Source organism: Aquibium oceanicum (assembly GCF_001889605.1).
Classification (GTDB): Bacteria; Pseudomonadota; Alphaproteobacteria; order Rhizobiales; family Rhizobiaceae; genus Aquibium; species Aquibium oceanicum.
In genome coordinates this window covers 2,652,300-2,674,508 of sequence record NZ_CP018171.1, presented here as the reverse complement: position 1 = coordinate 2,674,508, position 22,209 = coordinate 2,652,300, and the positions used below count along the sequence as shown (strand labels likewise).

24 protein-coding genes are annotated in these 22,209 nt (G+C 64.3%); 3 read left to right on the top strand and 21 right to left on the bottom strand.

Features of this window, described 5'->3' with window-relative positions:
- Positions 1-53: 53 nt before the first annotated feature.
- The 10 genes from glpK to BSQ44_RS13105 all read right to left on the bottom strand — a co-directional run bounded on the left by glpK (position 54) and on the right by BSQ44_RS13105 (position 11,619).
- Positions 54-1,547: a glycerol kinase GlpK gene (gene glpK / locus BSQ44_RS13150; RefSeq protein ID WP_072604855.1), complete on the bottom strand. Its 1,494-nt coding sequence runs from the start codon at positions 1,545-1,547 to the stop codon at positions 54-56.
- A 76-nt stretch (positions 1,548-1,623) separates the two neighbouring features.
- Positions 1,624-3,345, bottom strand: a complete 1,722-nt coding sequence (locus tag BSQ44_RS13145) for an ABC transporter substrate-binding protein (RefSeq protein ID WP_072604852.1) — start codon at positions 3,343-3,345, stop codon at positions 1,624-1,626.
- A 76-nt stretch (positions 3,346-3,421) separates the two neighbouring features.
- Entirely contained in the window at positions 3,422-3,703 is a 282-nt protein-coding gene (locus BSQ44_RS13140) for a DUF2160 domain-containing protein (RefSeq protein ID WP_072604850.1), read from the bottom strand.
- On the bottom strand, positions 3,703-4,521 hold the full coding sequence (locus BSQ44_RS13135) for a carbohydrate ABC transporter permease (RefSeq protein ID WP_072608041.1): 819 nt from the start codon (positions 4,519-4,521) through the stop codon (positions 3,703-3,705). Before BSQ44_RS13135 ends, BSQ44_RS13140 begins: the two co-directional genes overlap by 1 nt.
- Positions 4,522-4,636: 115 nt before the next feature.
- Positions 4,637-5,503 carry a carbohydrate ABC transporter permease gene (locus BSQ44_RS13130; RefSeq protein ID WP_072604847.1) on the bottom strand — a complete coding sequence of 289 codons (867 nt, stop codon included), beginning with the start codon at positions 5,501-5,503 and terminating at the stop codon, positions 4,637-4,639.
- Entirely contained in the window at positions 5,500-6,591 is a 1,092-nt protein-coding gene (locus BSQ44_RS13125; protein WP_072604844.1) for an ABC transporter ATP-binding protein, read from the bottom strand. The genes BSQ44_RS13130 and BSQ44_RS13125 overlap by 4 nt, the downstream gene beginning before the upstream one ends.
- A 12-nt stretch (positions 6,592-6,603) precedes the next feature.
- Positions 6,604-7,686, bottom strand: coding sequence for an ABC transporter ATP-binding protein (locus BSQ44_RS13120; RefSeq protein WP_072604842.1), 1,083 nt, complete (start codon positions 7,684-7,686; stop codon positions 6,604-6,606).
- Positions 7,687-7,711: 25 nt separating this feature from the next.
- The gene (gene glpD / locus BSQ44_RS13115) at positions 7,712-9,271 is read right to left on the bottom strand and encodes a glycerol-3-phosphate dehydrogenase (protein ID WP_378216481.1); all 1,560 of its coding nucleotides are present in this window, start codon (positions 9,269-9,271) and stop codon (positions 7,712-7,714) included.
- 82 nt (positions 9,272-9,353) lie between these two features.
- Complete coding sequence (locus tag BSQ44_RS13110) at positions 9,354-10,124, bottom strand: DeoR/GlpR family DNA-binding transcription regulator (RefSeq protein ID WP_072604838.1); 771 nt, start codon at positions 10,122-10,124, stop codon at positions 9,354-9,356.
- A gap of 82 nt (positions 10,125-10,206) precedes the next feature.
- Positions 10,207-11,619: a pyridoxal phosphate-dependent decarboxylase family protein gene (locus tag BSQ44_RS13105; RefSeq protein WP_072604835.1), complete on the bottom strand. Its 1,413-nt coding sequence runs from the start codon at positions 11,617-11,619 to the stop codon at positions 10,207-10,209.
- A 144-nt stretch (positions 11,620-11,763) separates the two neighbouring features.
- Between BSQ44_RS13105 and hpaR the strand changes: the two genes are divergently transcribed.
- Positions 11,764-12,240: a homoprotocatechuate degradation operon regulator HpaR gene (gene hpaR, locus BSQ44_RS13100; RefSeq protein ID WP_072604833.1), complete on the top strand. Its 477-nt coding sequence runs from the start codon at positions 11,764-11,766 to the stop codon at positions 12,238-12,240.
- Here the strand turns inward: hpaR and BSQ44_RS13095 are convergent.
- From BSQ44_RS13095 to BSQ44_RS13075, 5 genes are all read right to left on the bottom strand, one after another.
- Positions 12,235-12,966: a proteasome-type protease gene (locus tag BSQ44_RS13095; RefSeq protein ID WP_072604830.1), complete on the bottom strand. Its 732-nt coding sequence runs from the start codon at positions 12,964-12,966 to the stop codon at positions 12,235-12,237. The two genes, hpaR and BSQ44_RS13095, sit on opposite strands and share 6 nt — an antisense overlap.
- 33 nt (positions 12,967-12,999) lie before the next feature.
- Entirely contained in the window at positions 13,000-13,794 is a 795-nt protein-coding gene (locus BSQ44_RS13090; protein WP_072604829.1) for a transglutaminase family protein, read from the bottom strand.
- Between the two features lie 22 nt (positions 13,795-13,816).
- Positions 13,817-14,758, bottom strand: a complete 942-nt coding sequence (locus BSQ44_RS13085; protein WP_072604827.1) for an alpha-E domain-containing protein — start codon at positions 14,756-14,758, stop codon at positions 13,817-13,819.
- 64 nt (positions 14,759-14,822) lie between these two features.
- Positions 14,823-15,206 carry a four helix bundle protein gene (locus BSQ44_RS13080; protein ID WP_072604825.1) on the bottom strand — a complete coding sequence of 128 codons (384 nt, stop codon included), beginning with the start codon at positions 15,204-15,206 and terminating at the stop codon, positions 14,823-14,825.
- Positions 15,207-15,247: 41 nt separating this feature from the next.
- A complete protein-coding gene (locus tag BSQ44_RS13075; protein ID WP_072604823.1) occupies positions 15,248-16,663 on the bottom strand; it encodes a circularly permuted type 2 ATP-grasp protein in 1,416 nt (471 codons plus the stop codon).
- Positions 16,664-16,901: 238 nt separating this feature from the next.
- Between BSQ44_RS13075 and BSQ44_RS13070 the strand changes: the two genes are divergently transcribed.
- Positions 16,902-17,321, top strand: a complete 420-nt coding sequence (locus BSQ44_RS13070) for a DUF4864 domain-containing protein (RefSeq protein WP_072604820.1) — start codon at positions 16,902-16,904, stop codon at positions 17,319-17,321.
- A 23-nt stretch (positions 17,322-17,344) separates the two neighbouring features.
- On the opposite strand, the gene tgt is transcribed toward BSQ44_RS13070, so the two are convergent.
- A complete protein-coding gene (tgt, locus tag BSQ44_RS13065) occupies positions 17,345-18,475 on the bottom strand; it encodes a tRNA guanosine(34) transglycosylase Tgt (RefSeq protein ID WP_072604818.1) in 1,131 nt (376 codons plus the stop codon).
- 121 nt (positions 18,476-18,596) lie between these two features.
- Between tgt and BSQ44_RS13060 the strand changes: the two genes are divergently transcribed.
- A complete protein-coding gene (locus tag BSQ44_RS13060) occupies positions 18,597-18,992 on the top strand; it encodes a GFA family protein (RefSeq protein ID WP_072604816.1) in 396 nt (131 codons plus the stop codon).
- On the opposite strand, the gene queA is transcribed toward BSQ44_RS13060, so the two are convergent.
- From queA to coaD, 5 genes are read right to left on the bottom strand one after another with little or no spacing between them, the layout of a single operon-like run.
- Positions 18,980-20,071 (bottom strand): tRNA preQ1(34) S-adenosylmethionine ribosyltransferase-isomerase QueA, encoded by a 1,092-nt coding sequence (gene queA / locus BSQ44_RS13055; protein WP_072604814.1) that lies wholly within the window; start codon positions 20,069-20,071, stop codon positions 18,980-18,982. The two genes, BSQ44_RS13060 and queA, sit on opposite strands and share 13 nt — an antisense overlap.
- Positions 20,068-20,466, bottom strand: coding sequence for a hypothetical protein (locus BSQ44_RS13050; RefSeq protein WP_072604812.1), 399 nt, complete (start codon positions 20,464-20,466; stop codon positions 20,068-20,070). The genes queA and BSQ44_RS13050 overlap by 4 nt, the downstream gene beginning before the upstream one ends.
- On the bottom strand, positions 20,466-20,978 hold the full coding sequence (locus tag BSQ44_RS13045) for a peptidylprolyl isomerase (protein ID WP_072604810.1): 513 nt from the start codon (positions 20,976-20,978) through the stop codon (positions 20,466-20,468). Before BSQ44_RS13045 ends, BSQ44_RS13050 begins: the two co-directional genes overlap by 1 nt.
- 48 nt (positions 20,979-21,026) lie before the next feature.
- Positions 21,027-21,602, bottom strand: a complete 576-nt coding sequence (locus tag BSQ44_RS13040; protein ID WP_072604808.1) for a peptidylprolyl isomerase — start codon at positions 21,600-21,602, stop codon at positions 21,027-21,029.
- Between the two features lie 22 nt (positions 21,603-21,624).
- Positions 21,625-22,125 carry a pantetheine-phosphate adenylyltransferase gene (coaD, locus tag BSQ44_RS13035; protein ID WP_072604806.1) on the bottom strand — a complete coding sequence of 167 codons (501 nt, stop codon included), beginning with the start codon at positions 22,123-22,125 and terminating at the stop codon, positions 21,625-21,627.
- Positions 22,126-22,209 lie beyond the last annotated feature (84 nt).

The window sequence follows — 22,209 nt, the reverse complement described above, 5'->3', positions numbered from 1 at the left end:
AGCAGGCCGTGCCCGCACGCGCCGTTCTCCCCAAGCTAATCCGGAAAATCGGGTCAGGTGCTGCTGAGCGTCCGCCGCACAGCGTCCTTCCAGCCCTTGATGCGGCGCGTGCGCTGTTTGCCGTCCATGGCGGGTTCGAAACGGCAGTCCAGCGCCCATTTCTTCGCGAAGGCCCTCGCGTCGGGCCACACGCCAGCCTTCGATCCCGCTAGCCAGGCCGCACCCAGCGCCGTGGTCTCCAGGATCTGCGGCCGATCGACCGGAGCGTCGAGAATATCGGCCAGACGCTGCATGGCCCAGTCGGAGGCGACCATGCCGCCGTCGACACGTAGCACGGTGTTGCCCTGCATACCCTTGCAGTCCTTCCACATGGCATCGAGCAGGTCGCGCGTCTGGAAGGCGACGGATTCCAGCGCCGCGCGGGCGAACTCCGCCGGGCCGGTATTGCGCGTCAGGCCGAACATCGCCCCGCGTGCGTCCGGGTCCCAATGTGGCGCGCCGAGGCCGACGAAGGCCGGCACGAGATAGACGTCCTGCGTCTCGTCTGCCTTGGCAGCCAGATCGCCGCTGTCGCTCGCCTTGCCGATGACCTTGATGCCGTCGCGCAGCCACTGCACGGCCGCGCCTGCGACGAAGATCGAGCCTTCGAGGGCGTAGGTTGTCTTGCCGTCGAGCCTGTAGGCGATGGTCGAGAGCAGCCGGTTCTTCGAGCGGATGAGTTCCTCGCCCGTGTTGAGCACGGCAAAGCAGGCGGTTCCATAAGTCGACTTGATCATGCCCCGCTCGAAGCAGGCCTGGCCGATGGTCGCCGCCTGCTGGTCGCCGGCAACGCCGAGGATCGGGATCGCAGCGCCGAACAGCTTTTCCTCGGTGGTGCCGAAGTCGTCGGCGCAGTCCTTCACCTCCGGCAACATCGTGGCGGGGATGTCGAGGATCTTCAGCAGGTCCTTGTCCCACTCGTTCCTGGCGATGTTGTAGACCAGGGTGCGCGAGGCGTTGGTGGCGTCCGTGACGTGGTTCTTTCCCCCCGTCAGTCGCCAGATCAGGAAGCTGTCGATCGTGCCGGCGAGCAGTTCGCCGTCCGCGGCGCGCCTGCGCGCGTCCTTCACGTTGTCGAGCAACCAGGCGAGCTTGGTACCCGAAAAATACGGGTCGAGGATGAGGCCCGTGCGCTTGGCGAACTTCGGCTCGAGCCCCTTCTTCTTCAGCTTCTGGCACATGGCGGCCGTACGTCGATCCTGCCAGACGATGGCATTATGGATCGGCTTGCCGGTCTCCTTCTCCCAGACCACAACGGTCTCGCGCTGGTTGGTGATGCCGATCGCGGCGATGTCGGCCGCCTTCAGTTTCGCCTTCCTCAGCGCCTGCCGGACCGTCGTCACCACCGACGACCAGATCTCCTCCGGATCGTGCTCGACCCAGCCGGAAGCTGGATAGTGCTGCGTGAATTCCTTCTGCCCGACCGCCACCACCTTCATGTCGCCGTCGAAGACGATGGCGCGGGAGGAGGTCGTGCCCTGGTCGATGGCGAGGATGAAGTCGGTCATCTTTCCTCCAATTGAGCGAGGGAGCCGGCATGCCGCCTCCCCCGCAATGTCTAGCCCGCGAAGGGCGTTGTGGCCACTACTGCCAGCTCTTCACCAGTTCGTCGTAGCTGACAGTCTGGCCCTGTTCCTTCTCGTTCTCGATCTTGAGCTGCGGCGCGAGATTGCCCTTCGAGACGGCATCCTTGTTCCAGTACTCGAGATCGTGCTCCTCGGCCATCTTCGGACCGATGTCGCCCTGGACGCCGGCGCGCTCGAGACGCTCCAGAACCTTCTCCTGCTCCGCGCACAGGGAGTCCATCGCTTCCTGGGCGGTCTTGGCGCCCGACGAGGCATCGCCGATCGCCTGCCACCAGAGCTGCGCGAGCTTCGGATAGTCCGGAACGTTGGTGCCGGTCGGCGACCACTGCAGGCGGGCCGGCGAGCGGTAGAACTCGACGAGGCCGCCGAGCTTCGGCGCGCGTTCGGTGAAGGACTCGTGATCGAGCGTCGACTGCCGGATGAAGGTGAGGCCGACATGGCTCTTCTTCACGTCGACCGTCTTGGATGTGACGAACTGCGCGTAGAGCCAGGCCGCCTTGGCGCGATCGTCCGGCGTCGACTTCATCAGCGTCCACGAGCCGGCGTCCTGGTAGCCGAGCTTCATGCCGTCCTTCCAGTACACCCCATGCGGCGACGGGGCGAAGCGCCACTTGGGCGTGCCGTCATCGTTCACCACCGGCAGGCCTTCCTTGACGAAGTCGGCGGTGAAGGCCGTGTAGGTGAACATCTGCTGGGCGATCTCGCCCTGCGAGGGGACGGGTCCCGATTCGCCGAAGGTCATGCCCTGGGCCGCGGCCGGAGCATACTTCTTCATCCACTCGAGGTACTTCTCGATCGAGTAGACCGCCGCAGGTCCATTGGTGTCGCCGCCGCGCGCGACACAGGAACCGACGGGCCGGTCGTTCTCGTCGACCTTGATGCCCCACTCGTCGACCGGCTTTCCGTTCGGGATGCCCTTGTCGCCATTGCCTGCCATCGACAGCCAGGCATCTGTGAAGCGCCAGCCGAGGGACGGGTCCTTCTTGCCGTAGTCCATGTGGCCGTAGACCTTCTTGCCGTCGATCTCGCGACCGGTGAAGAACTCGGCGATGTCCTCATAGGCCGACCAGTTGACCGGGACGCCGAGATCGTAGCCATACTTCGCCTTGAAGTCGGCCTTGTTCTTCTCGTCGTTGAACCAGTCGTAGCGGAAGAAATAGAGGTTCGCGAACTGCTGGTCGGGTAGCTGGTACAGATTGCCGTCCGGAGCGGTGGTGAACGACTTGCCGATGAAATCGTCGATGTCGATGTTCGGGTTGGTCACGTCCTTGCCGGCGTTCGCCATCCAGTCGGTCAGGTTGCGCGCCTGCTGATAGCGCCAGTGGGTGCCGATCAGGTCCGAATCGTTGATGTAGCCGTCGTAGATGTTCTCGCCCGACTGCATCTGGGTCTGCAGCTTCTCCACCACGTCGCCTTCGCCGATGAGGTCGTGCGTGATCTTGATGCCCGTGATGGCCGTGAAGGCCGGCGCCAGCACCTTCGATTCGTATTCGTGCGTGGTGATCGTCTCGGAAACCACCTTGATGTCCATGCCCTGGAAGGGCTGGGCTGCGTCGATGAACCATTGCATCTCGGCTTCCTGCGCCGCGCGGTCGAGCGTCGACATGTCGCCGATCTCGGCATCGAGGAACTGTTTGGCCTCGTCCATTCCGGCGAACGCGGTTCCTGCGCCGAAACACAGGACAAGGGCGGTGGTGGATGTTAGAAAATGCCGTCGCATGAGTAGTCCTCCCATAAGGTTGCGATTGCGATCCGGAGCCGCGGCCGGCACGCCGCGGCTCCGACAGTTTCTCCCTCTATACGTAGCGAAACACGCCGACGGCGTAGACCACGGAGAGAGCGAGAGCCCACCAGAGGCTGGGACCGATCAGTCCCAACCAGGCGAGAGTGATGAAGGCGCTGCCGAGCAGCGAAACGAAAAGCCTGTCGCCGCGCGTCGTCTCGAAGCGCAGGATGCCGACGCGCGGGTGGCCGCCCGGCCGGGCGTATTCCCAGACGGCCATGCCGACGAGCAGGCTGAAAATGACGATGAAGAAGATCGCGGTCGGCCAGGTCCAGGCCATCCAGGAGAGATCCATCACACCCTCCCCAGGGCGAAGCCCTTGGCGATGTAGTTGCGCACGAAGTAGATTACCAGCGCGCCGGGGATGATGGTGAGCACGCCTGCGGCGGCGAGCACCCCCCAGTCGAGGCCCGAGGCGGAGACGGTCCGCGTCATGATGGCGGCGATCGGCTTGGCGTCGGTGGTGGTCAGCGTGCGCGCGATCAGGAGTTCCACCCAGGAAAACATGAAGCAGAAGAAGGCGGCGACGCCGATGCCGGATGCGATCAGCGGCATGAAGATCTTGACGAAGAAGCGCGGGAAGGAATAGCCGTCGATGTAGGCCGTCTCGTCGATCTCCTTCGGCACGCCGGACATGAACCCCTCCAGGATCCAGACCGCCAGCGGCACGTTGAACAGGCAATGCGCCAGTGCCACGGCGATGTGGGTGTCGATCAGACCGAAGGCCGAGTAGAGCTGGAAGAATGGCAGCGCGAAGACGGCGGGCGGCGCCATGCGGTTGGTCAGCAGCCAGAAGAACAGGTGCTTGTCCCCCAGGAAGCGGTACCGCGAGAAGGCATAGGCCGCGGGGAGCGCGACGGCGACGGAAATCGCCGTGTTCATCACGACATAGATGATGGAGTTGATGTAGCCTTTGTACCAGGACGGATCGGTGAAGATGACGGCGTAGTTGCGCAGCGTCGGTTCCTGCGGCCATAGCGAGAACGTGCCGAGGATCTCCTGGTTGGTCTTGAAGCTCATGTTGACCAGCCAGTAGATCGGCAAGAGGAGGAAGACGATGTAGAGCGTCGGCACGAGCCACCAGAAGCGCGACGGCTCGCCGCGCCGCCGCATTACGCGGGCGACCTCGGCGTCCTTCGCGCTCGCCGTTCCGCTCGTGGTGGCGTCCGTCTCGCTTCGCATCAGCGCCCGGTCCCTTTCGTTCGCCGTTCCCTGCCCCGTCGCCATCTCACTTCTCCGACCCCGCATTGGTCATGACGGTGTAGAAAACCCAGGACAGGAGAAGGATGATCAGGAAGTAGATGATCGACATGGCGGCCGCCTCGCCGAGGTTGAACTCGCCGATCGCCAGCTTCACGAGATCGATGGAGAGGAAGGTGGTCGTGTTGCCGGGTCCGCCGCCGGTGACGACGAAGGGCTCCGTGTAGATCATGAAGCTATCCATGAAGCGCAGCAGGACCGCGATCAACAGCACGCGGTTCATCTTCGGCAACTGGATGTAGCGGAAGATCGCCCAGCGCGAGGCGCCATCGATGCGCGCCGCCTGGTAGTAGGCATCCGGGATCGAAACCAGGCCGGCATAGGAGAGGAGCACGACAAGGCTCGTCCAGTGCCAGACGTCCATGACGATCACTGTCACCCAGGCGTCGAAGGGATCGTTGACGTAGTTATAGTCGATTCCGATCGCCGAGAGCGTACGGCCGAGGAGGCCAATGTCGATGCGGCCGAATACCTGCCATATCGTGCCGACGACGTTCCACGGAATGAGCAGCGGCAAGGCCATGAGAACGAGGCAGACCGGCACGCCCCACCCCTTGCGGGGCATGTTCAGCGCGATGAAAATGCCGAGGGGTATCTCGATCGCCAGGATGATGGCCGAGAACACAAGGTTGCGGGCCATCGCATTCCAGAACCGGTCCGACGAGAGCACGTCCTGGTACCACTCGGTTCCGGCCCAAAAGAACTGGTTGTTGCCGAATGTGTCCTGGACCGAATAGTTCACGACGGTCATCAGCGGGATCACCGCCGAGAAGGCCACCAGCACCAGCACCGGAAGCACCATGAACCAGGCGCGGTTGTTCCAGGCCTTGGTCATGCCGCCGCCCTTTCGGTCTCGCCCTCGAAGGCGACGCGCCACGAACCGGCATAGATGTTGATCTTCTCGGGCACGAACGCGACGTGCGGCTCGGCCGGCACCTCCTCGTCCTCGCGCACGATCGCCGCGATCTCGTGATCCTGGAGCTTTGCGCGCACGATCTTGTGCCGCCCGATATCCTCCACCTTGGTGATCTCGACCGGCATGCCCTCGCGGCCGAGGCGCACGAATTCCGGCCGAATGCCGAGTTCGATGGCGCCGCCCATGGGGGTGCGCGGCCGGTCCGGCAGTTTGATGGCAGTACCGCCGAAGCGTGCCTGAGCGCCCTCCACGGAGACGGGCAGCACGTTCATGCCGGGCGAGCCGATGAAGTAGCCGACGAAGGTGTGCTTCGGGCGTTCGAAGAGCTCGTCGGGGGTTCCGATCTGCACCACCTCGCCTTCGTACATCACCACGACGTGGTCGGCGAAGCTCAACGCCTCCGTCTGGTCGTGGGTGACATAGATCATCGTGTGGCCGAAGCGGCCGTGCAGCAGCTTCAGCTGCGAGCGCAGCACCCACTTCATGTGCGGGTCGATGACGGTCAGCGGCTCGTCGAACAGAATGGCGTTGACGTCCGAACGAACGAGGCCGCGGCCAAGCGAAATCTTCTGCTTCTGGTCCGCCGTCAGCCCCCTCGCCCGGCGCTTCGCCCACTCCGACAGGTCGATCATCTCGAGGATCTCGCGCACCCGGCGGTCAACGTCGCGCTCGGCCACGCCCCGGTTGCGCAAGGGGAAGGCCAGATTGTCGTAGACGGTCATGGTGTCGTAGATCACGGGAAACTGGAACACCTGCGCGATGTTGCGCTCCTGCGTGGAAAGCGTCGAGACGTCGTTGCCGTCGAAGAGCAGCCGGCCTTCGGTCGGGTGCAGCAGGCCGGAAATGATGTTGAGCAGCGTGGTCTTTCCGCATCCCGAAGGTCCTAGAAGCGCGTAGGCGCCGCCGTCCCGGAAAGTATGGTGCACCTCCTTCAGCGCCCAGTCGGCCTCCGACTGCGGCTTGGCGCCATAGGCGTGGCGGATGTGGTCGAGATCGATGCGCGCCATGTCCGCTCCTCCTCAGGCAGCCAGTTTTTCGAGCGCGGTGACCGCGCGGCCGGTCTCGTCGAAGACCATCAAGTGGCGCGTGTCGATGAAGACCTCGATCACCTCGTCCGGCTGGAAGTGGTGGATGCCATGCGCCAGCATCACCCAGCGGGCATCCGCGTAGGCGAGATGGATAAAGGTCTCGGAGCCGGTTATGTCGATGACGGTCACCTTGGCCTTGACCGGCACCGCTTTCGGCGTCGGCGCGTGAAGAAAGAGATGGTGGGGCTGAAAGCCGATCGTGTAGTTCCCGTCGGCTACACCCGCGAGATCCGCGGGCACAGGGAGGTCAGCCCCACCATCAAGCTGGAAGACCGGCCCGGTTTTCATCAGGACGATCGTATTGAGCGGCGGATCGGAGAACGTCTTCGCGGTGATCAGGTCAGCCGGCTTCCGGAAGACCTCGATCGTCGGGCCGAACTGCGTCACGCGTCCTTGCGAAAGCGTCGCCGTGTTGCCGCCGAGCAGAAGCGCCTCGTGCGGCTCCGTCGTGGCATAGACGAAGATCGCCCCGGATTCGGCGAATATCTTCGGCAGTTCGGCGCGAAGTTCCTCGCGCAGCTTGTAGTCGAGGTTGGCGAGCGGTTCGTCGAGCAGGACGAGCCCGGCCTTCTTGACGATCGCGCGCGCCAGGGCAGTACGCTGCTGCTGTCCGCCGGAAAGGTTGAGCGGGGTGCGGTCGAGATACGGCACCAGGCGCAGGAGTTCCGCCGCGTGGCGGACCTCCCGGTCAATGGTCTCGCGATCCTTGCCGGCGATGCGCAGCGGCGAAGCGATGTTCTCGTAGACCGTCATCGCCGGATAGTTGATGAACTGCTGGTAGACCATGGCGACATTGCGCTTCTGGACCGGCCGGACGGTCACGTCCTCGCCGTCGAAGACGATCGAGCCCGAGGTCGGCGCGTCGAGGCCCGCCATCAGGCGCATCAGGCTGGTCTTGCCCGAGAGCGTGGGGCCGAGCAGGACGTTCAGGGTGCCGTGACGAAGGGTCAGCGACACATCGCGGATGTGCTCCTCGCCTCCCACCGTCTTCGACACGTTCCTAAGTTCCAGCACTGTCGCCTCCTCCCAGAGGGGTCTGCTATTCTGCGGCCGCCTTGTCCTCGCGGCTGGCGGCGCCGCGCATGAATTCCTCGAGCGCAGCGGTCTCCTCCCCGCCGAGCCTCAGTCCCCTCTTTGTGCGCCGCCACAATACGTCGTCTGCAGTGACTGCCCATTCGTTCGCCATCAAGTATCGGACCTCCGCCTCGTAGAGATCGGCGCCGAAGTGCCGGCCGAGCTCGGTGGTCGACGAGGCGAGACCGACGACCTGATCCGCCCTGGTGCCATAGAGACGCACGAGCCTGCGCGCATGCGCAGCCTCCAGGAAGGGATGATCGGCGCGGAAGCGCGACACCTGCTCCTCGAAGCCTGTCGCCGGAAAATCACCGCCGGGAAGCGGCGCGCCCATAGTCCACGGCTTGCCCTTGGAGCCGAGGAACCCCTCGATCTTCTCCAGCATCGCCTCGGCGAGGCGCCTATAGGTCGTGATCTTGCCGCCGAAGATGTTGAGCAGCGGCGCCTTGTCCTCACCGCCTTCGGAACGAAGCACGTAATCGCGCGTCGCCTCCTGCGCCTTGGAAGCGCCGTCGTCGAACAGCGGCCGCACGCCCGAATAGGTCCACACGATGTCTTCGCGACTCACCGGGTCTGCGAAGTATTCGCTGGCGGCCTCGCAGAGGTAGTCGATCTCGGCATCGCTGATCGCAACGTCGCCTGGCTCGCCCTCGTAGTCGCGGTCCGTCGTGCCGATGAGAGTGTAATCCTCCTCGTAGGGGATCGCGAAGATGATGCGTCCGTCGCGGTTCTGGAAGAAATAGGCGCGCGGATCGTCGAATTTGCGGGGAACGACGATGTGGCTGCCCTGCACGAGCCGGACGTTGTGGACGTCGTTGCGGCCGAGCGAGGAGGCCAGCACCTCGTCGACCCATGGGCCGGCGGCGTTGACAATGAGCCTCGCCCGAACGGTTTCCTTCTCGCCAGTGGAGCGGTTCTCGACCACCGCCTGCCAGTGCTCGCCGGTGCGCTGCGCCGACGCGACGCGGGAGCGCGTGCGGATGACGGCGCCACGATTGGCCGCATCGCGGGCGTTCAGCACAACGAGGCGAGCATCGTTGACCCAGCAGTCGGAATATTCGAAAGCGCGCGAGAAAAGGGGCTTCAGCGGCTTGCCCGCGGGATCGCGCCGCATGTCCAGCGTCTTCGTGGCCGGCAGCAGCTTGCGCCCTCCGATGTGGTCATAGAGGAACAGTCCGAGCCGCAGCAGCCAGGCCGGGCGCAGCCCCTTGTGATGGGGCAGCACGAAGCGCATCGGCCAGATGATGTGCGGGGCGTTGCTCCACAGCACCTCGCGCTCCATGAGCGCCTCACGCACCAGCCGAAACTCGTAGTGCTCAAGATAGCGCAGGCCGCCATGGATCAGCTTGGTGGACCAAGAGGACGTGCCGCTCGCCAGATCGTTCATCTCGGCGAGGAAGACGGAGTAGCCGCGGCCCGCGGCATCGCGGGCGATGCCGCAACCGTTGATACCGCCTCCGATGACAAGGATGTCGTATATCCCCGCGGCGTCCACGTTCCCTCCAGCGCTTTCGCAATGCAGCATTTTCTTTTGTATGAAGCGCAAGAAGGAGGAAAATCGAAATTAACCCGAATGTCAAACGAAAAAGGAAACTATCCCGTGATGGTCATGCCATGCGAGTGGTTTCCATGAGGCGGACCTCCGATTCGGCGCAGATGCCGCGAATGGATTCTATGTCGCACCGGTCGGTGATGAAGGTATTGACCTGCGAAAGGTGGCCGATCCGGACGGGGGCCGTTCGCTCGAACTTGGTCGCATCCGCCACCAGGATCACGTGCCGGGCATTGGCGATGATCGCTTGCGCGACCTTGACCTCGCGAAAATCGAAATCGAGCAGCGCGCCGTCGTGGTCGATCGCCGACGATCCGATCACCGCGTAGTCGACCTTGAACTGGCGGATGAAATCCACCGCCGCTTCGCCGACGATGCCGCCGTCTGACCCGCGCACCACGCCGCCGGCGATCACCACCTCCATCGAAGGATAGACGCGCATCCTATTGGCAACGTTGATGTTGTTTGTGATGACCATCAGCCCGTTGTGGTCGAGCAGGGCCTTGGAAACCGCCTCGGTGGTCGTGCCTATGTTGATGAAGAGGGAGGCGTTGTCGGGGATGAGCTTTGCGGCCGCCTTGCCTATCGCGTCTTTCTCGTCGGAGGCGATCTTGCGCCGCGCTTCATACTCCATGTTTTCGATGCCGGAGGGGAAGAGCGCGCCTCCGTGGATGCGCGTCAGCAGGCGCTGATCGCACATGTCATTCAAATCCTTGCGGATCGTCTGCGGCGTCACGTTGAAATGCGTGGCGAGGTCGTCGACGAGCACGCGCCCGTGCTCCTTGGCCATCTCGATGATGGCGGCGTGCCGTGGCGACAGGAACATGATCTGGCCTTCCCGCTTTCGTTTTCGGTTCCCGAAGAAGAAAACGAAAGCGTCGGATTGGCAAGCGGTTTCTGCTTGCCCCTCAGGTCATTGCGCGCGCGGCATCGACGATGGCGTCGAACGCGGCATCGACATCGGCTTCGGTCGCCTCGAACTGACCGGCCTGGAAGCGGATCGCCACCCGGCCGTCGACGCGCGTCTGGGTGAGATAGATGCGCCCCTCGTCGTTGATACGGCTCACCAGCGCGAGGTTGTGCGCGTCCTCGTCGGCTCCCTCAGTCACGCGATGGCGGAAGCTAAACAGCGAAAGCATGGGCTCGGTGACGATCTCGAAGTCCGGTTCGGCGGCAATCCTGCTCGCGAGCTTCTTTGCCCAAGCGACGTGGCTGCGGATCATCGTGCGCAGACCTTCGAGCCCGTGCGCACGGATGAGGAACCAGAGTTTCAGAGCCCGGAAGCGCCGGCCGAGCGGCACGCTCCACTCAGAATAGTTGATCAGCCCTTCCTTGCCGTGCGTCTTGAGGAACTCCGGCTGGATCGCCAGTGTCTTCACCAGGCTTTCCGGGTCGCGGATGAAGTGCGCCGAGCAGTCGAACTGCGCGCCGAGCCATTTGTGGGGGTTGAACACCACGGAGTCGGCCTCCTCCACGCCGGCCCACAGATGGCGGAATTCCGGACAGATCATCGCCGAGCCGGCCCAGGCCGCGTCGACATGGACATAGAGCCCATACTTCCGGGCGACGGCGCAGACGGCGGCGACGTCGTCGCTGCCGCCGACGCTGGTCCCACCGACGGAGGCGACGACGCCCGCCGGCAGGAACCCGGCCTCGCGGTCGCGGGCTATCGCCTGATCAAGCGCTTCGGCATCCATGCTCCGCAACGCACCTGCGGTCGGGATCCGTACCAGATTGTCCTGTCCGATGCCGGCGATCCAGATGGCCCGGTCGATCGAGGTGTGCACCTGGTCGGAGGAATAGACCCGGACCGGCCTCTGACCCGCCAGCCCCTGCGCGTTGCCCTGCCATTCGAGCGCCCGCTCGCGCATGACGAGCATGGCGGCGAGCGTGGCGGACGAGGCCGAATCCTGGATGACGCCGGCAAAGCCCGCCGGAAGCCCGAGCGCCTGGCGCAACCAGTCGAGCACCTTCGTTTCGAGTTCGGTCGCGGCCGGCGAGGTCTGCCACAGCATGCATTGCGCGGCCATGGCCGTGACCAGATACTCCGCCACGACCGAGACGGGCGCGGCGTTGGCGGGGAAATAGGCGAAGAAGCGCGGATGCTGCCAGTGCGTCATGCCGGGCACGATCGTCTTTTCGAAGTCCGCGAAGATCGCCTCCATCGGCTCGGCCGCCTCAGGCGGCGCCGAGGCGATCGCCGCCGCGATCTCGCCGGGTGCAGTCTGCGCGCGCACCGGGCGGTCGCGGAGGTTTTCGCGGTAATCCGCTCCCCAGTCAGCCGCCCTGTGCGACCACTGCCGGAACTGCTCCTTGTCCATCGGCCACGTTCTCCCCGTTTGCCGGATCATCTATCGCGCGCTTCCCGCCGCTGTCACCCATCAACCGCCGAGAGATGGGATTTCCGTTCCCGGGCATGTTCGACTATGGATGATATCCGGACAGGCTGTTGCGAATCGAGACCGATGCCCGACGCGCCGAGAGACGACCACGGGGACCCACTCATTCCCCGCGACACCAGCCGCTCCCTGCCGATCGCGCTGCTTCGGGCGCGCGAGGCCGTCATGTCTCATTTCCGGCCGCTGCTCGCCGCCTACGACATCACCGAACAGCAGTGGCGGGTGGTTCGGGTATTGGCGGAAGGCCGGCCGCTGGACGCCACGGAACTCGCTGACCGCGCCTGCCTCCTGCCACCAAGCCTCACGCGCATCGTCAGGACACTGGAGGAGCGAGGCTTCGTTACGCGAGAGCGCGACGAGGCCGACGCCCGCCGCACGTTCATCGAGATCACGCCGGCCGGCGTCGAATTCATCCGGCAGGTGACGCCCGACAGCCGGGCGATCTATGAGGAAATGGAAGCGAGGTTCGGACGCGAACGCATCGAGGCGCTGCTCGACATGCTTCACGAGCTCAACGAGCTCGGGGCGGCAAACCGTTCATGACATTTCGAAATCCGGCAGGCTGCCGAACGCGTTGCGAAGCGCGTTGGACCAGCCGTCCGATATCGTCCTGAAATAGGGATCGTCGCCGGTGATGCGCTTCTGGTACCCGATACGATACGAGTCGCGCTCGTAGAAGAGCATGTCCAGCGGCATCCCGACCGAAAGGTTCGACTTCACCGTCGAATCGAACGACACCATCAGCAGCTTGGCCGTCTCCTCGAAACTCATCCTCGGATCGTAGGCGCGGATGAGGATGGGCTTGCCGTACTTGGTCTCGCCGACCTGGAAGAACGGTGTGTCGCCCCCCGCCTCGATGAAGTTGCCTTCCGGATAGATCATGAAGAGGCGCGGCTCGGACCCCTTGATCTGCCCTCCGAGGATGAAGGAGGCGCCGAAGGCATCCTGGCTCTGGCCGTTAGGCGTCGATCCGCTGATCACCTCTTTGACCAGGTTACCGACCACGCGGGCGGTCTGGAACATGGAGGGTGTCTCGAGCAGAGACGGCATGCGTTCGGATGGCGCCTTGGAGCGCTCGTCGAGAAGGCTCACCACCGCCTGCGTTGTGGCCAGATTGCCAGCGGTAAGCAGCACGATCACGCGTTCGCCCGGGTTCGACCAGGTGAACATCTTGCGGAACGTGGAGATGCTGTCGATGCCCGCGTTGGTGCGGGTATCGGACATGAACGCCAGCCCGCGATCCAACTTGATGCCAACGCAATATGTCATGAAACGAATCGGCCAGAGGAAGAGCCCCGGCGATTACTGCTCGACCGTGACGCTCACCGCAAGCAGTTCGCTGGCCTGGCCTAACCTTATCCCCGACACCGGCGTGGCGTCGCGATAGTCGCGGCCCGTCGCCAGGCGCACGTAGCGTTCGTCCGGCGACATGCCGTTGGCGGGATCGAAGCCCACCCAGCCGAGCGCCTCGACATGCGCTTCCGCCCAGGCGTGGCTCGCGGCGTGGCCGCTGCTCTCTTCGGTCCAGAGATAGCCGCTGATGTAGCGGGCGGGGAAACCCAGCCGCCGCGCCGCCGAGATGAAGACATGGGCATGGTCCTGGCAGACGCCGGACTTGCGTGCCAGTGCCTCTTCGGCGGGGGTAGCGACGTCGGTGGTCCCCTTGAGGTATGCGACACTCTCGGCGACCGTCGCCATCAGCCGGTGCAGACGGTCCAGTTCGCTGCCCTCGCCGATCGTCTCGGCCAGACGCGCGATGCCTTCTCCCGACGCAGTCAGCTTCGTCTGATGCTCGAAGAGCCAGAGCGGCGCGAAGCCGCGGTGCGGGCCGGTGACGCCGGCAGTCTCCCGCGTCTCGACCTCTCCCCTCGCCTCGACCGCGATTGCGCGCGGTCCGCCTTCGGCGCTGATCAGGATCGTCTCGTTGGCGAACTGGTCAACGAACCGCACCTCCTCGCGCGCACCCTCGATGGCGAGAGACCATGAATGGACCGTCTGCGCGCCGCCGCTGTAGGGCGTCAGCCGCAACCGTTCGAGAGCGTACCCAAGCGGCACGTCATAACTGTACTCGGTGCGGTGCGTGATCTTCAGACGCATGCCCAGCCTTCCGTTTGTCGGCTCAATAGAAGCGGTAGTTCTGGGCGATCTCGCTGCCGAGACGGCTATTGTCGCCGATGAAATCGGTGATGAACTCGTGCAGGCCCTGGTCGAAGACTTCCTTGATGGAACTGACCTTCAGCCTGGAGAGCACCGATTCGGCGAGATCGTGGCAGGAATGGCGAACCCCGTATTCGGAGGCCAGGAAGTTCAGGCTCTCGGCGATGTTGCGATAGCAGAAGGCGAGCGACCGGGGCATGCGACCGTTGAGGATCAGATAGTCGGCAATCAGGCTCGGCTTGTACTCCGCGTCGTAGACCCAGCGGTAGGAGCGGTGGGCCGAGACGGAGCGCAGGATCGACTCCCACTGATAGTTGTCCAGGGTCGACCCGACCCAGGAGACCGACGGGAGCAGCACGTAGTATTTTACGTCGAGGATGCGGGCCGTGTTGTCGGCCCGCTCCACGAAGGTGCCGATCTGGGAGAAATCGAAGATCTCGTTGCGCAGCATGGTGCCGTGGAAGGAGCCGCGGATGATGGCCGTCTCGCGCTTGATGCCGTCGAGGATCGCCGGCAGGTCGCGGCCGTCTATCGGATTGGCGAGCATTCGCTTGATCGACATCCAGCCGTCGTTGATGCTCTCCCATGTCTCGCGCGTGAGTGCGGTGCGCACCATCCGCCCGTTGCTGCGCGCCGTTTCCATCGAGGACACGACGCTGCCGGGGTTGGTCGTGTCGCGCAGGAGAAAGTCCGACACCGTCTCGGCAGTGAATTCCGAATGCCGCTGGCGAAACGTATCGGCTGCCCCGGCGCTTGCGACGATCGAGGCCCATTCGTCAGAAGCATCGGCCGTGCGCGTCAACGCCAGCCGCAACCCAGCATCCACCAGCCGCGCCATGTTCTCCGAGCGCTCGATGTAGCGGTTCATCCAGTAGAGACCATTGGCGGTGCGTCCGAGGAGCATCAGCGGGCTCCGGCGCTGGAAGGAAAGCGAATAGCGAGTGGCAAATAGCGAATTGAGGGGGTGTTCATGATGTCCTGCGCTGCAAGCTTCTGGTCATCGATCTCAGCATCTTGCCGATGTGGGATGCCTTCATCAGGATGTCGTCCATTTCTTGTTGGCCGATCAGACCGACCCGGCCCGAAATCACCATGTGAGTTTCCAGTTCTTTCAGAGAGCCCTGAGCAATGCGCAGAAACTGTATGAATGCTCCAGTGCTTTCTCGTCCGTGCCCTTCCGCAATATTTGCTGCTATCGAAGTAGACGATCGCCTTATTTGTGAGGTCATTCCGTATAGCTCGTGAGCAGGAAAGCGCGTGGTTATGTCGTAGCAGTTTACCGCCAGATCGACAGCCGCATTCCAAACAACCAGATCTCGGTAGGAACTTATCGATCGGCGTTCTTCCTGCATCTTTTCCGCTATTCGCTATTCGCTACTCCCTACTCGCTTTCTCAGTCATCCAGCACCCAGGTATCCTTCGTTCCCCCGCCCTGCGATGAGTTCACCACGAGGGATCCCTGTTTCAGCGCCACCCGCGTCAGGCCGCCGGGGACGATCTGGACCTTATCGGAGACGAGCACGAAGGGCCTGAGGTCGACGTGGCGCGGCGAGAGGCCGGCTTCGGTGAGGATCGGGCAGGTGGAGAGCGACAGAGTCGGCTGGGCGATGTAGTTTCCGGGGCGCGCCTTGAGCTTGGCGGCGAAAGTCTCCCGCTCCTTCTTGGAGGCGGCGGGACCGACGAGCATGCCGTACCCGCCCGAGCCGTGGACTTCCTTGACCACGAGTTCGTGCAGGTGTTCCAGCACGTATTTCAGGCTGTCGTCCTCCGAGCAGCGCCAGGTCGGGATGTTGCCGAGGATGGCGCGCCGGCCGGTGTAGAACTCGATGATCTCGGGCATGTAGGAGTAGATCGCCTTGTCGTCGGCGATGCCGGTGCCCGGCGCGTTGGCGATCGTGATGTTGCCGGCCCGGTAGACGTCCATGATGCCGGCGATGCCGAGAGCCGAATCGGAGCGGAAGGTCAGCGGGTCGAGGAAATCGTCGTCGACCCGCCGGTAGAGAACGTCGATCTCCTTGTAGCCCTCGGTGGTGCGCATGGCGACGCAGCCGTCGATGACGCGCAGGTCGGAACCCTCCACCAGTTCCACGCCCATCTGATCGGCGAGGAAGGCGTGCTCGAAATAGGCCGAGTTGTAGATTCCAGGCGTCAGCACGGCGACGCGCGGCGTCTCCTTGGTGCAGCCGTTCGGCCGCACGCGCCCCAGCGACTGGCGCAGAAGTTGCGGGTAGTTCTCGACCGGGCGGACCTTGACCGACTGGAAAAGCTCCGGGAAGAGCTGCATCATCGTCTCGCGGTTCTCCAGCATGTAGGACACGCCGGAGGGGGTGCGCGCGTTGTCCTCGAGAACGAAGAACTCGTCCTCTCCGGTACGCACGATGTCGACGCCGATGATGTGCGTATAGACCCCGCCCGGAGGCTTCATGCCGATCATCTCCGGCAGGAAGGCCTCGTTGCCGGCGATCAGTTCGCGCGGGATACGGCCGGCGCGAAGGATCTCCTGCCGGTGATAGATGTCGTCCAGGAAGGCGTTCAGCGCCATCACGCGCTGCTCGATGCCTTGCGTGAGGCGCCGCCACTCACGGCCGGCGATGATGCGCGGCACGATGTCGAACGGGATGAGCCGCTCGGCCGCTTCGTTGTCGCCATACACGTTGAACGTGATGCCCGTCCTGCGGAAGACCCGTTCCGCGTCGGTCATCTTTTCCGTAAGGCGAGCGGCATCCTGTGCGCTCAGCCAACCCTCATAACGCCGGTACGGTTCGCGGACATCCGCTCCGTCCGGCCGCATCTCGTCGAACGCAACCACGCGGCAACTCCCCTGTGACAGCCATTTCAAAGGCTTTGTCCAAGGAAATCAAGCGCAATCCCCCGCAAGAGGTTCCACTTAGCCGATTTTGCGACCAGTGCCGAAATTTGCGGCAGCCTGCCCGTAGGGTTGAGGAAGTGGCAGGCAGGCGAAACCGCGAAGCGATTTTTTCCGTATCTGGTATCGTGCCTGCATCCGCCAGCGCATCCGCGAGATCGACCACGAAGGAGAATGCGACATGTGGAGAGTCCTAACAGCCCTCGTATTTCTGGTGTCCATGGCCGGCGTTCCCGCAGCAGCCGGCGAAGCCGAGATCGCCGGAGCGCGGGGTGCCATCGACGGCCAGCTCAAGGCCTTCCTGGCGGACGACGAGAGCGGCGCCTATGCCTTCGCGGCGCCCAACATCACGCGAATGTTTCCCACCGTGCAGAGCTTCATGTCCATGGTCGAAGGCGCCTACATGCCCGTGCGGCGGCCGCAGAGCTACGCCTTCGGCAAATCGGAACAGATGAGCCCGACCTCGGTGATCCAGCAGGTGCTGCTGGTCGGTCCCGACGGCAAGAACTACGAGGCAGTTTATACGCTTGAGCTCCAGCCCGACGGCCTGTGGCGCATCACAGGCTGCAGCCTGCGGGCGTCGAACGCGCTCAGCACGTAGCTGCGGGGACGATGGCCGGTCGATCAGACCGGCGGCAAATCGCCCCTCGCCCACTGCTCGGCGGTCTCCGTCGCGAAATCGGCCATGCGCCCCGCCTCGATCGCGTCGCGGATGCCCTGCATCAGGTCCTGGTAGTAGGACAGGTTGTTCCAGGTGAGCAGCATGCCGGCGAGGTTCTCGCCAGACTTCACCAGGTGGTGCAGATAGGCGCGCGAGTAATCGCGCGCGGCGGGGCAGGCGCTCTCCTCGTCCAGCGGACGCGGGTCCTCGGCATGGCGGGCATTCTTCAGGTTGATCTTGCCGTGGCGGGTGTAGGCGAGGCCGTGGCGGCCGGCGCGCGTGGGCATCACGCAGTCGAACATGTCGATGCCGCGCATGACCGATTTGACGATGTCGTCCGGCGTCCCGACGCCCATCAGGTAGCGCGGCTTTTCAGCCGGAAGTACCGGGCACGTCGCCTCGAGCATCTCCAGCATCACGGATTGCGGCTCGCCGACCGCCAGGCCCCCTACCGCGTAGCCCTTCAGGTCCATCGCCTTCAGCGCCTCGGCCGAGCGAACTCGAAGCGCTGCAATATCGCCGCCCTGAACGATGCCGAACATGGCCTTTCCCGGCTGGTCGCCGAAGGCCGTCTTGCAGCGTTCGGCCCAGCGCAGCGAAAGCTCCATGGCACGCTCGATCTCGGCCGGCTCGGCGGGCAACGCCACGCATTCGTCGAGCTGCATCTGGATGTCGGAGTCGAGCAGGCCCTGGATCTCGATGGAGCGCTCCGGAGTCATCTCGTAGGCGACGCCGTCGATGTGGGATTTGAAGGTGACGCCTTTCTCGGTGAGCTTTCGCAGCTGCGCCAGCGACATGACCTGGAAGCCGCCGGAATCGGTGAGAATCGGCCAGGGCCAGCGGGCGAATTCGTGCAGCCCTCCGAGCCGCGCCATGCGCTCGGCGCCGGGCCGCAGCATCAGGTGGTAGGTGTTGCCCAGGATGATGTCCGCGCCCAGTTCCCGCACCTGGTCCATGTACATGGCCTTGACGGTGCCGCCGGTGCCGACCGGCATGAAGGCCGGCGTGCGGATCGTGCCGCGCGGCATGGAAATCTCGCCGCGGCGGGCGTCGCCGTCTGTGGCGAGCAGGCGGAAGGTGAATTGATCGCTCATGGCACGCCCCTATCCCCCGAGCAGAGGCAAGGCAACTGGCAGGAGTGACGCGGGCTTATCTTGTACCGGCGCCATCGCGTCTCTACCGTCGAGTGATCTTCGAAACGGTGAGGCGGATGCAATGCTTGAAGGTTCGTGCCATTGCGGCCGTCTCCGCTGGAGCTTCGGCGGCCAGCCCGACGGAGCTACTGCCTGCAACTGCACGATCTGCCGGCGATATGGCACGCTGTGGATCTACGGTTACGAAGGCGAGGAAATCACCACATCCGGCGACTCGCGTGCCTATTCGCGCGGCAAAGACAGGGGCCTGAGCTTCCATTTCTGCCCGGACTGCGGCTGCGTCGCCTGGTGGCGCGGAAACAGGTTGGAGAAAGATGGCAGGCGGCGCATGGCCGTCAACGTACGCCTGGCCGAGCCCGATACCGTTGCCGCCATTCCGATCGATCATTTCGACGGGCTCGTCAGCTTCGAAGACCTGCCTCGCGACGGTCGCTGCGTGGGAGACTACTGGTCCTGAAGGCCGCCTTCGGCGCGCCACAACAGGCTCGCATCGCCGTACGAATAGAACCGGTAGCCGGTGTTGATCGCGTGGCGGTAGGCCTCGCGCATCGTCTCCAGGCCGGAAAGGGCCGAGACGAGCATGAAGAGGGTCGAGCGCGGAAGGTGGAAGTTGGTCATCAGTCCGTCGACCGCGCGGAAGCGGTAGCCCGGCGTGATGAAGATGTCGGTCGCGCCTGACCAGGCCGACAACCGACCGTCCTCGCCGGCGGCACTTTCCAGGAGCCTGAGCGATGTGGTGCCGACGCAGACGACCCGACCGCCGCGCGCGCGCACGGCATTCAGCGCGTCGGCCGTCTCCGCGCTGACATGACCGATCTCGGCATGCATGCGGTGATCGGCCGTATCCTCCGCCTTCACCGGGAGGAAGGTACCGGCGCCGACGTGCAGCGTCACAAAATGCCGTTCCACGCCGCGTGCATCGAGCTCGCCGAAGAGCGCCGGCGTGAAGTGCAGGCCCGCAGTGGGTGCGGCGACCGCTCCCTCCTCGCGCGCATAGATCGTCTGATAGTCCGTCCGGTCGCGCTCGTCGTCCGGGCGTTTCGAGGCGATGTAGGGCGGCAGCGGGATGTGCCCCACGGTATGGAGCGCCTCATCGAGCACGGGGCCGGTAATGTCGAAGGCGAGCAGCGCTTCGCCCGCCTCGCCTTTCTCGATCACGGTCGCGTCGAGCGAGCCGGCCAGGCAGGCATTGCCGCCGTGGCCGAAACTAATGCGGTCGCCCGCCGCCACGCGCTTGCCCGGCCTGAGGAACGCCTTCCAGCGGTCCGGCGCCACGCGCATGTGCAGGGTCGCATCGACCTGCGCCACCGCTTGGCCACGGCGTCTCAATCCCCGCAGCTGCGCGGGAATGACTTTCGTGTCGTTGAAGACCAGCGCGTCCTCCGGCCGCAGCAGCGCCGGCAGGTCCCTGACGACCCCGTCGCTCAGGCCTTCGCCCGGTCGCACCAAAAGCAGCCGCGCCGCGTCGCGCGGCTCGGCCGGACGCAGCGCGATGCGCTCGTCGGGCAACTCGAAATCGAAGAGATTTACCTTCATCCCCGTTCGGAGCAGTCGACGACGAAGGCGCCCTCGCCCTTGAAGGTGAAGACGCCACCGGTGGCAGAACTGTCTCCTTCCGTGGCGGAGAAGGCACGAAGGCGGCCCAGAACCTCGTTGACGGCGTCGTCCGTGAGGTCGACGAGCAGCATGCCGTCGGCCTCGAAGGCCTGTCCCACGGTGATTGGCGTGCCGGGAAACACATCCGGCTCCGTCGTCCAGATGTCGTCGCCGATCGTGACGACGGCGCGCAGGACCGAAAGAACGTCGAGGCGGCCGACCAGCAGGTCGACCGACACGTCTTCGGCGGAACAGACGATCTCTCCGGTCGCGAGTGCCGGCGAGGTCGCCCCCGCAAGCAGTCCCGCCAGAATTGCGATCGCCGTCCCGCGCATCACTTCACGTCCGCGGCGACCTTCATGGAAACGATCTTGTCGGGATCCTGCACGGGCTCGCCGCGCTTGATCTTGTCGACGTTCTCCATGCCCTCGATCACCTGGCCCCAGACCGTGTACTGCCGGTTCAGGAAGCCGGCGTCCTCGAAGCAGATGAAGAACTGCGAGTTGGCTGAGTTCGGGTTCTGCGAACGAGCCATCGAGCAGGTACCGCGCGCATGGTTCATGTTGGAAAACTCGGCCTTCAGGTCCGGCTTGTCCGAGCCGCCCATGCCGGCGCGGCCGGGATTGAACGACGATCCGCCCGACTTGCCGAACTTGACGTCGCCGGTCTGCGCCATGAAGCCGTCGATGACGCGGTGGAAGACCACGCCGTCATAGGCGCCTTCGCGCGCGAGTTCCTTGATCCGGCCGACATGGCCGGGGGCGAGGTCCGGGAAGAGTTCGATGGTGACGTTCCCCTTGGTCGTCTCCATCAGGATCGTGTTTTCCGGATCTTTGATGTCCGCCATTCCAATGTTCCTTTCGATGATGCTTCTACGCGACCGTTGCCGGCCGCCCTACTGGTCAGCCGCGATGCGGGCGTCGATGATGCGGTCGGGCGCGGATACCACGCCGTTCAGCGCGGGATCCCCCTTCTTGATCTTGTCCACATTTTCCATGCCTTCCTCGACCTCGCCGACGATCGTGTAGGCATTGTCGAGGTTGGGCGCGGGCGCGAACATGATGAAGAACTGCGAGTTCGCCGAATCCGGATCCTGCGCGCGCGCCATGCCGACCGTGCCGCGCACGAAATGCTCCGAGGAGAACTCCGCCGGCAGGTCCGGCAGGCTGGAACCGCCGGTGCCGGCGCGCCGCGCGTTGAAGCCGTTCTCCATGTCGCCGAACTGCACGTCGCCGGTCTGCGCCATGAAGCCTTCGATCACCCGGTGGAATGCGACGTTGTCGTACTCGCCGTCCCGCACGAGCTGCTTGATGCGCTCGACGTGCTCCGGCGCGAGGTCAGGGCGAAGTGCGATGACGACGTTGCCGTCCTCGAGTTCGAGGATCATCGTGTTTTCCGGTTCCGCCGCGACGGCGCCGAAGACGAGACCTGCCGAAAGGACAGCGGCCGAAGCCAGCCTGGAAAGCAGCATGGAGTAACTCCCTATTCGTTGATCAGGACTTGAACTTAGCGGCGAGTGCGGGCGCGACCACCTTCGGCACGAAGGAACCGATCTCGCCGCCCATGGCTGCGATCTGGCGCACGAGTGTGGCGGTAATCGTGCGAACCGAGGGACTGGCCGGGATAAAGACGGTCTGCAGGTCCGGCGCCATCGTCTCGTTCATGCCCGCCATCTGCATTTCGTAGTCGAGATCGGTGCCGTCACGCAGGCCGCGGATCATGATGGAGGCGCCGTGTTCGCGCGCCGCGTCTACCAGCAGGCCTTTGAAGGCCTGCACACGCAGCCGGTTCTCGGCTTCCGGCATTTCGCTCTTCGCCACGGCCTCGATCAGCGCGACCCGTTCCTCGAAGGAAAAGACCGGCGTCTTGCCCGGCTGGATGCCGATGGCGACGATGATCTCGTCCGCGACGGCGAGCGCGCCTTTCAGGACGTCGAGGTGGCCGTTGGTGAGCGGATCGAAGGAACCGGCATAGATTGCGACGCGCTTTGTCATGGCGGGCTTCTAGTCCGCCAGCGGGCGGAACGCAATCTCGCGCGGCCGTCGCAGGGGCTCACATGAATGCCAGATGAATGGGCA

Bases quoted from the DNA above. Each gene is read 5' to 3' on its own strand.
- glpK (WP_072604855.1), bottom strand. From the start codon at position 1,547: ATGACCGACTTCATCCTCGCCATCGACCAGGGCACGACCTCCTCCCGC.
- BSQ44_RS13145 (WP_072604852.1), bottom strand. From the start codon at position 3,345: ATGCGACGGCATTTTCTAACATCCACCACCGCCCTTGTCCTGTGTTTC.
- BSQ44_RS13140 (WP_072604850.1), bottom strand. From the start codon at position 3,703: ATGGATCTCTCCTGGATGGCCTGGACCTGGCCGACCGCGATCTTCTTC.
- BSQ44_RS13135 (WP_072608041.1), bottom strand. From the start codon at position 4,521: ATGCGGCGGCGCGGCGAGCCGTCGCGCTTCTGGTGGCTCGTGCCGACG.
- BSQ44_RS13130 (WP_072604847.1), bottom strand. From the start codon at position 5,503: ATGACCAAGGCCTGGAACAACCGCGCCTGGTTCATGGTGCTTCCGGTG.
- BSQ44_RS13125 (WP_072604844.1), bottom strand. From the start codon at position 6,591: ATGGCGCGCATCGATCTCGACCACATCCGCCACGCCTATGGCGCCAAG.
- glpD (WP_378216481.1), bottom strand. From the start codon at position 9,271: ATGCTGCATTGCGAAAGCGCTGGAGGGAACGTGGACGCCGCGGGGATA.
- BSQ44_RS13110 (WP_072604838.1), bottom strand. From the start codon at position 10,124: ATGTTCCTGTCGCCACGGCACGCCGCCATCATCGAGATGGCCAAGGAG.
- BSQ44_RS13105 (WP_072604835.1), bottom strand. From the start codon at position 11,619: ATGGACAAGGAGCAGTTCCGGCAGTGGTCGCACAGGGCGGCTGACTGG.
- hpaR (WP_072604833.1), top strand. From the start codon at position 11,764: ATGCCCGACGCGCCGAGAGACGACCACGGGGACCCACTCATTCCCCGC.
- BSQ44_RS13095 (WP_072604830.1), bottom strand. From the start codon at position 12,966: ATGACATATTGCGTTGGCATCAAGTTGGATCGCGGGCTGGCGTTCATG.
- BSQ44_RS13090 (WP_072604829.1), bottom strand. From the start codon at position 13,794: ATGCGTCTGAAGATCACGCACCGCACCGAGTACAGTTATGACGTGCCG.
- BSQ44_RS13085 (WP_072604827.1), bottom strand. From the start codon at position 14,758: ATGCTCCTCGGACGCACCGCCAATGGTCTCTACTGGATGAACCGCTAC.
- BSQ44_RS13080 (WP_072604825.1), bottom strand. From the start codon at position 15,206: ATGCAGGAAGAACGCCGATCGATAAGTTCCTACCGAGATCTGGTTGTT.
- BSQ44_RS13070 (WP_072604820.1), top strand. From the start codon at position 16,902: ATGTGGAGAGTCCTAACAGCCCTCGTATTTCTGGTGTCCATGGCCGGC.
- tgt (WP_072604818.1), bottom strand. From the start codon at position 18,475: ATGAGCGATCAATTCACCTTCCGCCTGCTCGCCACAGACGGCGACGCC.
- BSQ44_RS13060 (WP_072604816.1), top strand. From the start codon at position 18,597: ATGCTTGAAGGTTCGTGCCATTGCGGCCGTCTCCGCTGGAGCTTCGGC.
- queA (WP_072604814.1), bottom strand. From the start codon at position 20,071: ATGAAGGTAAATCTCTTCGATTTCGAGTTGCCCGACGAGCGCATCGCG.
- BSQ44_RS13050 (WP_072604812.1), bottom strand. From the start codon at position 20,466: ATGCGCGGGACGGCGATCGCAATTCTGGCGGGACTGCTTGCGGGGGCG.
- BSQ44_RS13045 (WP_072604810.1), bottom strand. From the start codon at position 20,978: ATGGCGGACATCAAAGATCCGGAAAACACGATCCTGATGGAGACGACC.
- BSQ44_RS13040 (WP_072604808.1), bottom strand. From the start codon at position 21,602: ATGCTGCTTTCCAGGCTGGCTTCGGCCGCTGTCCTTTCGGCAGGTCTC.
- coaD (WP_072604806.1), bottom strand. From the start codon at position 22,125: ATGACAAAGCGCGTCGCAATCTATGCCGGTTCCTTCGATCCGCTCACC.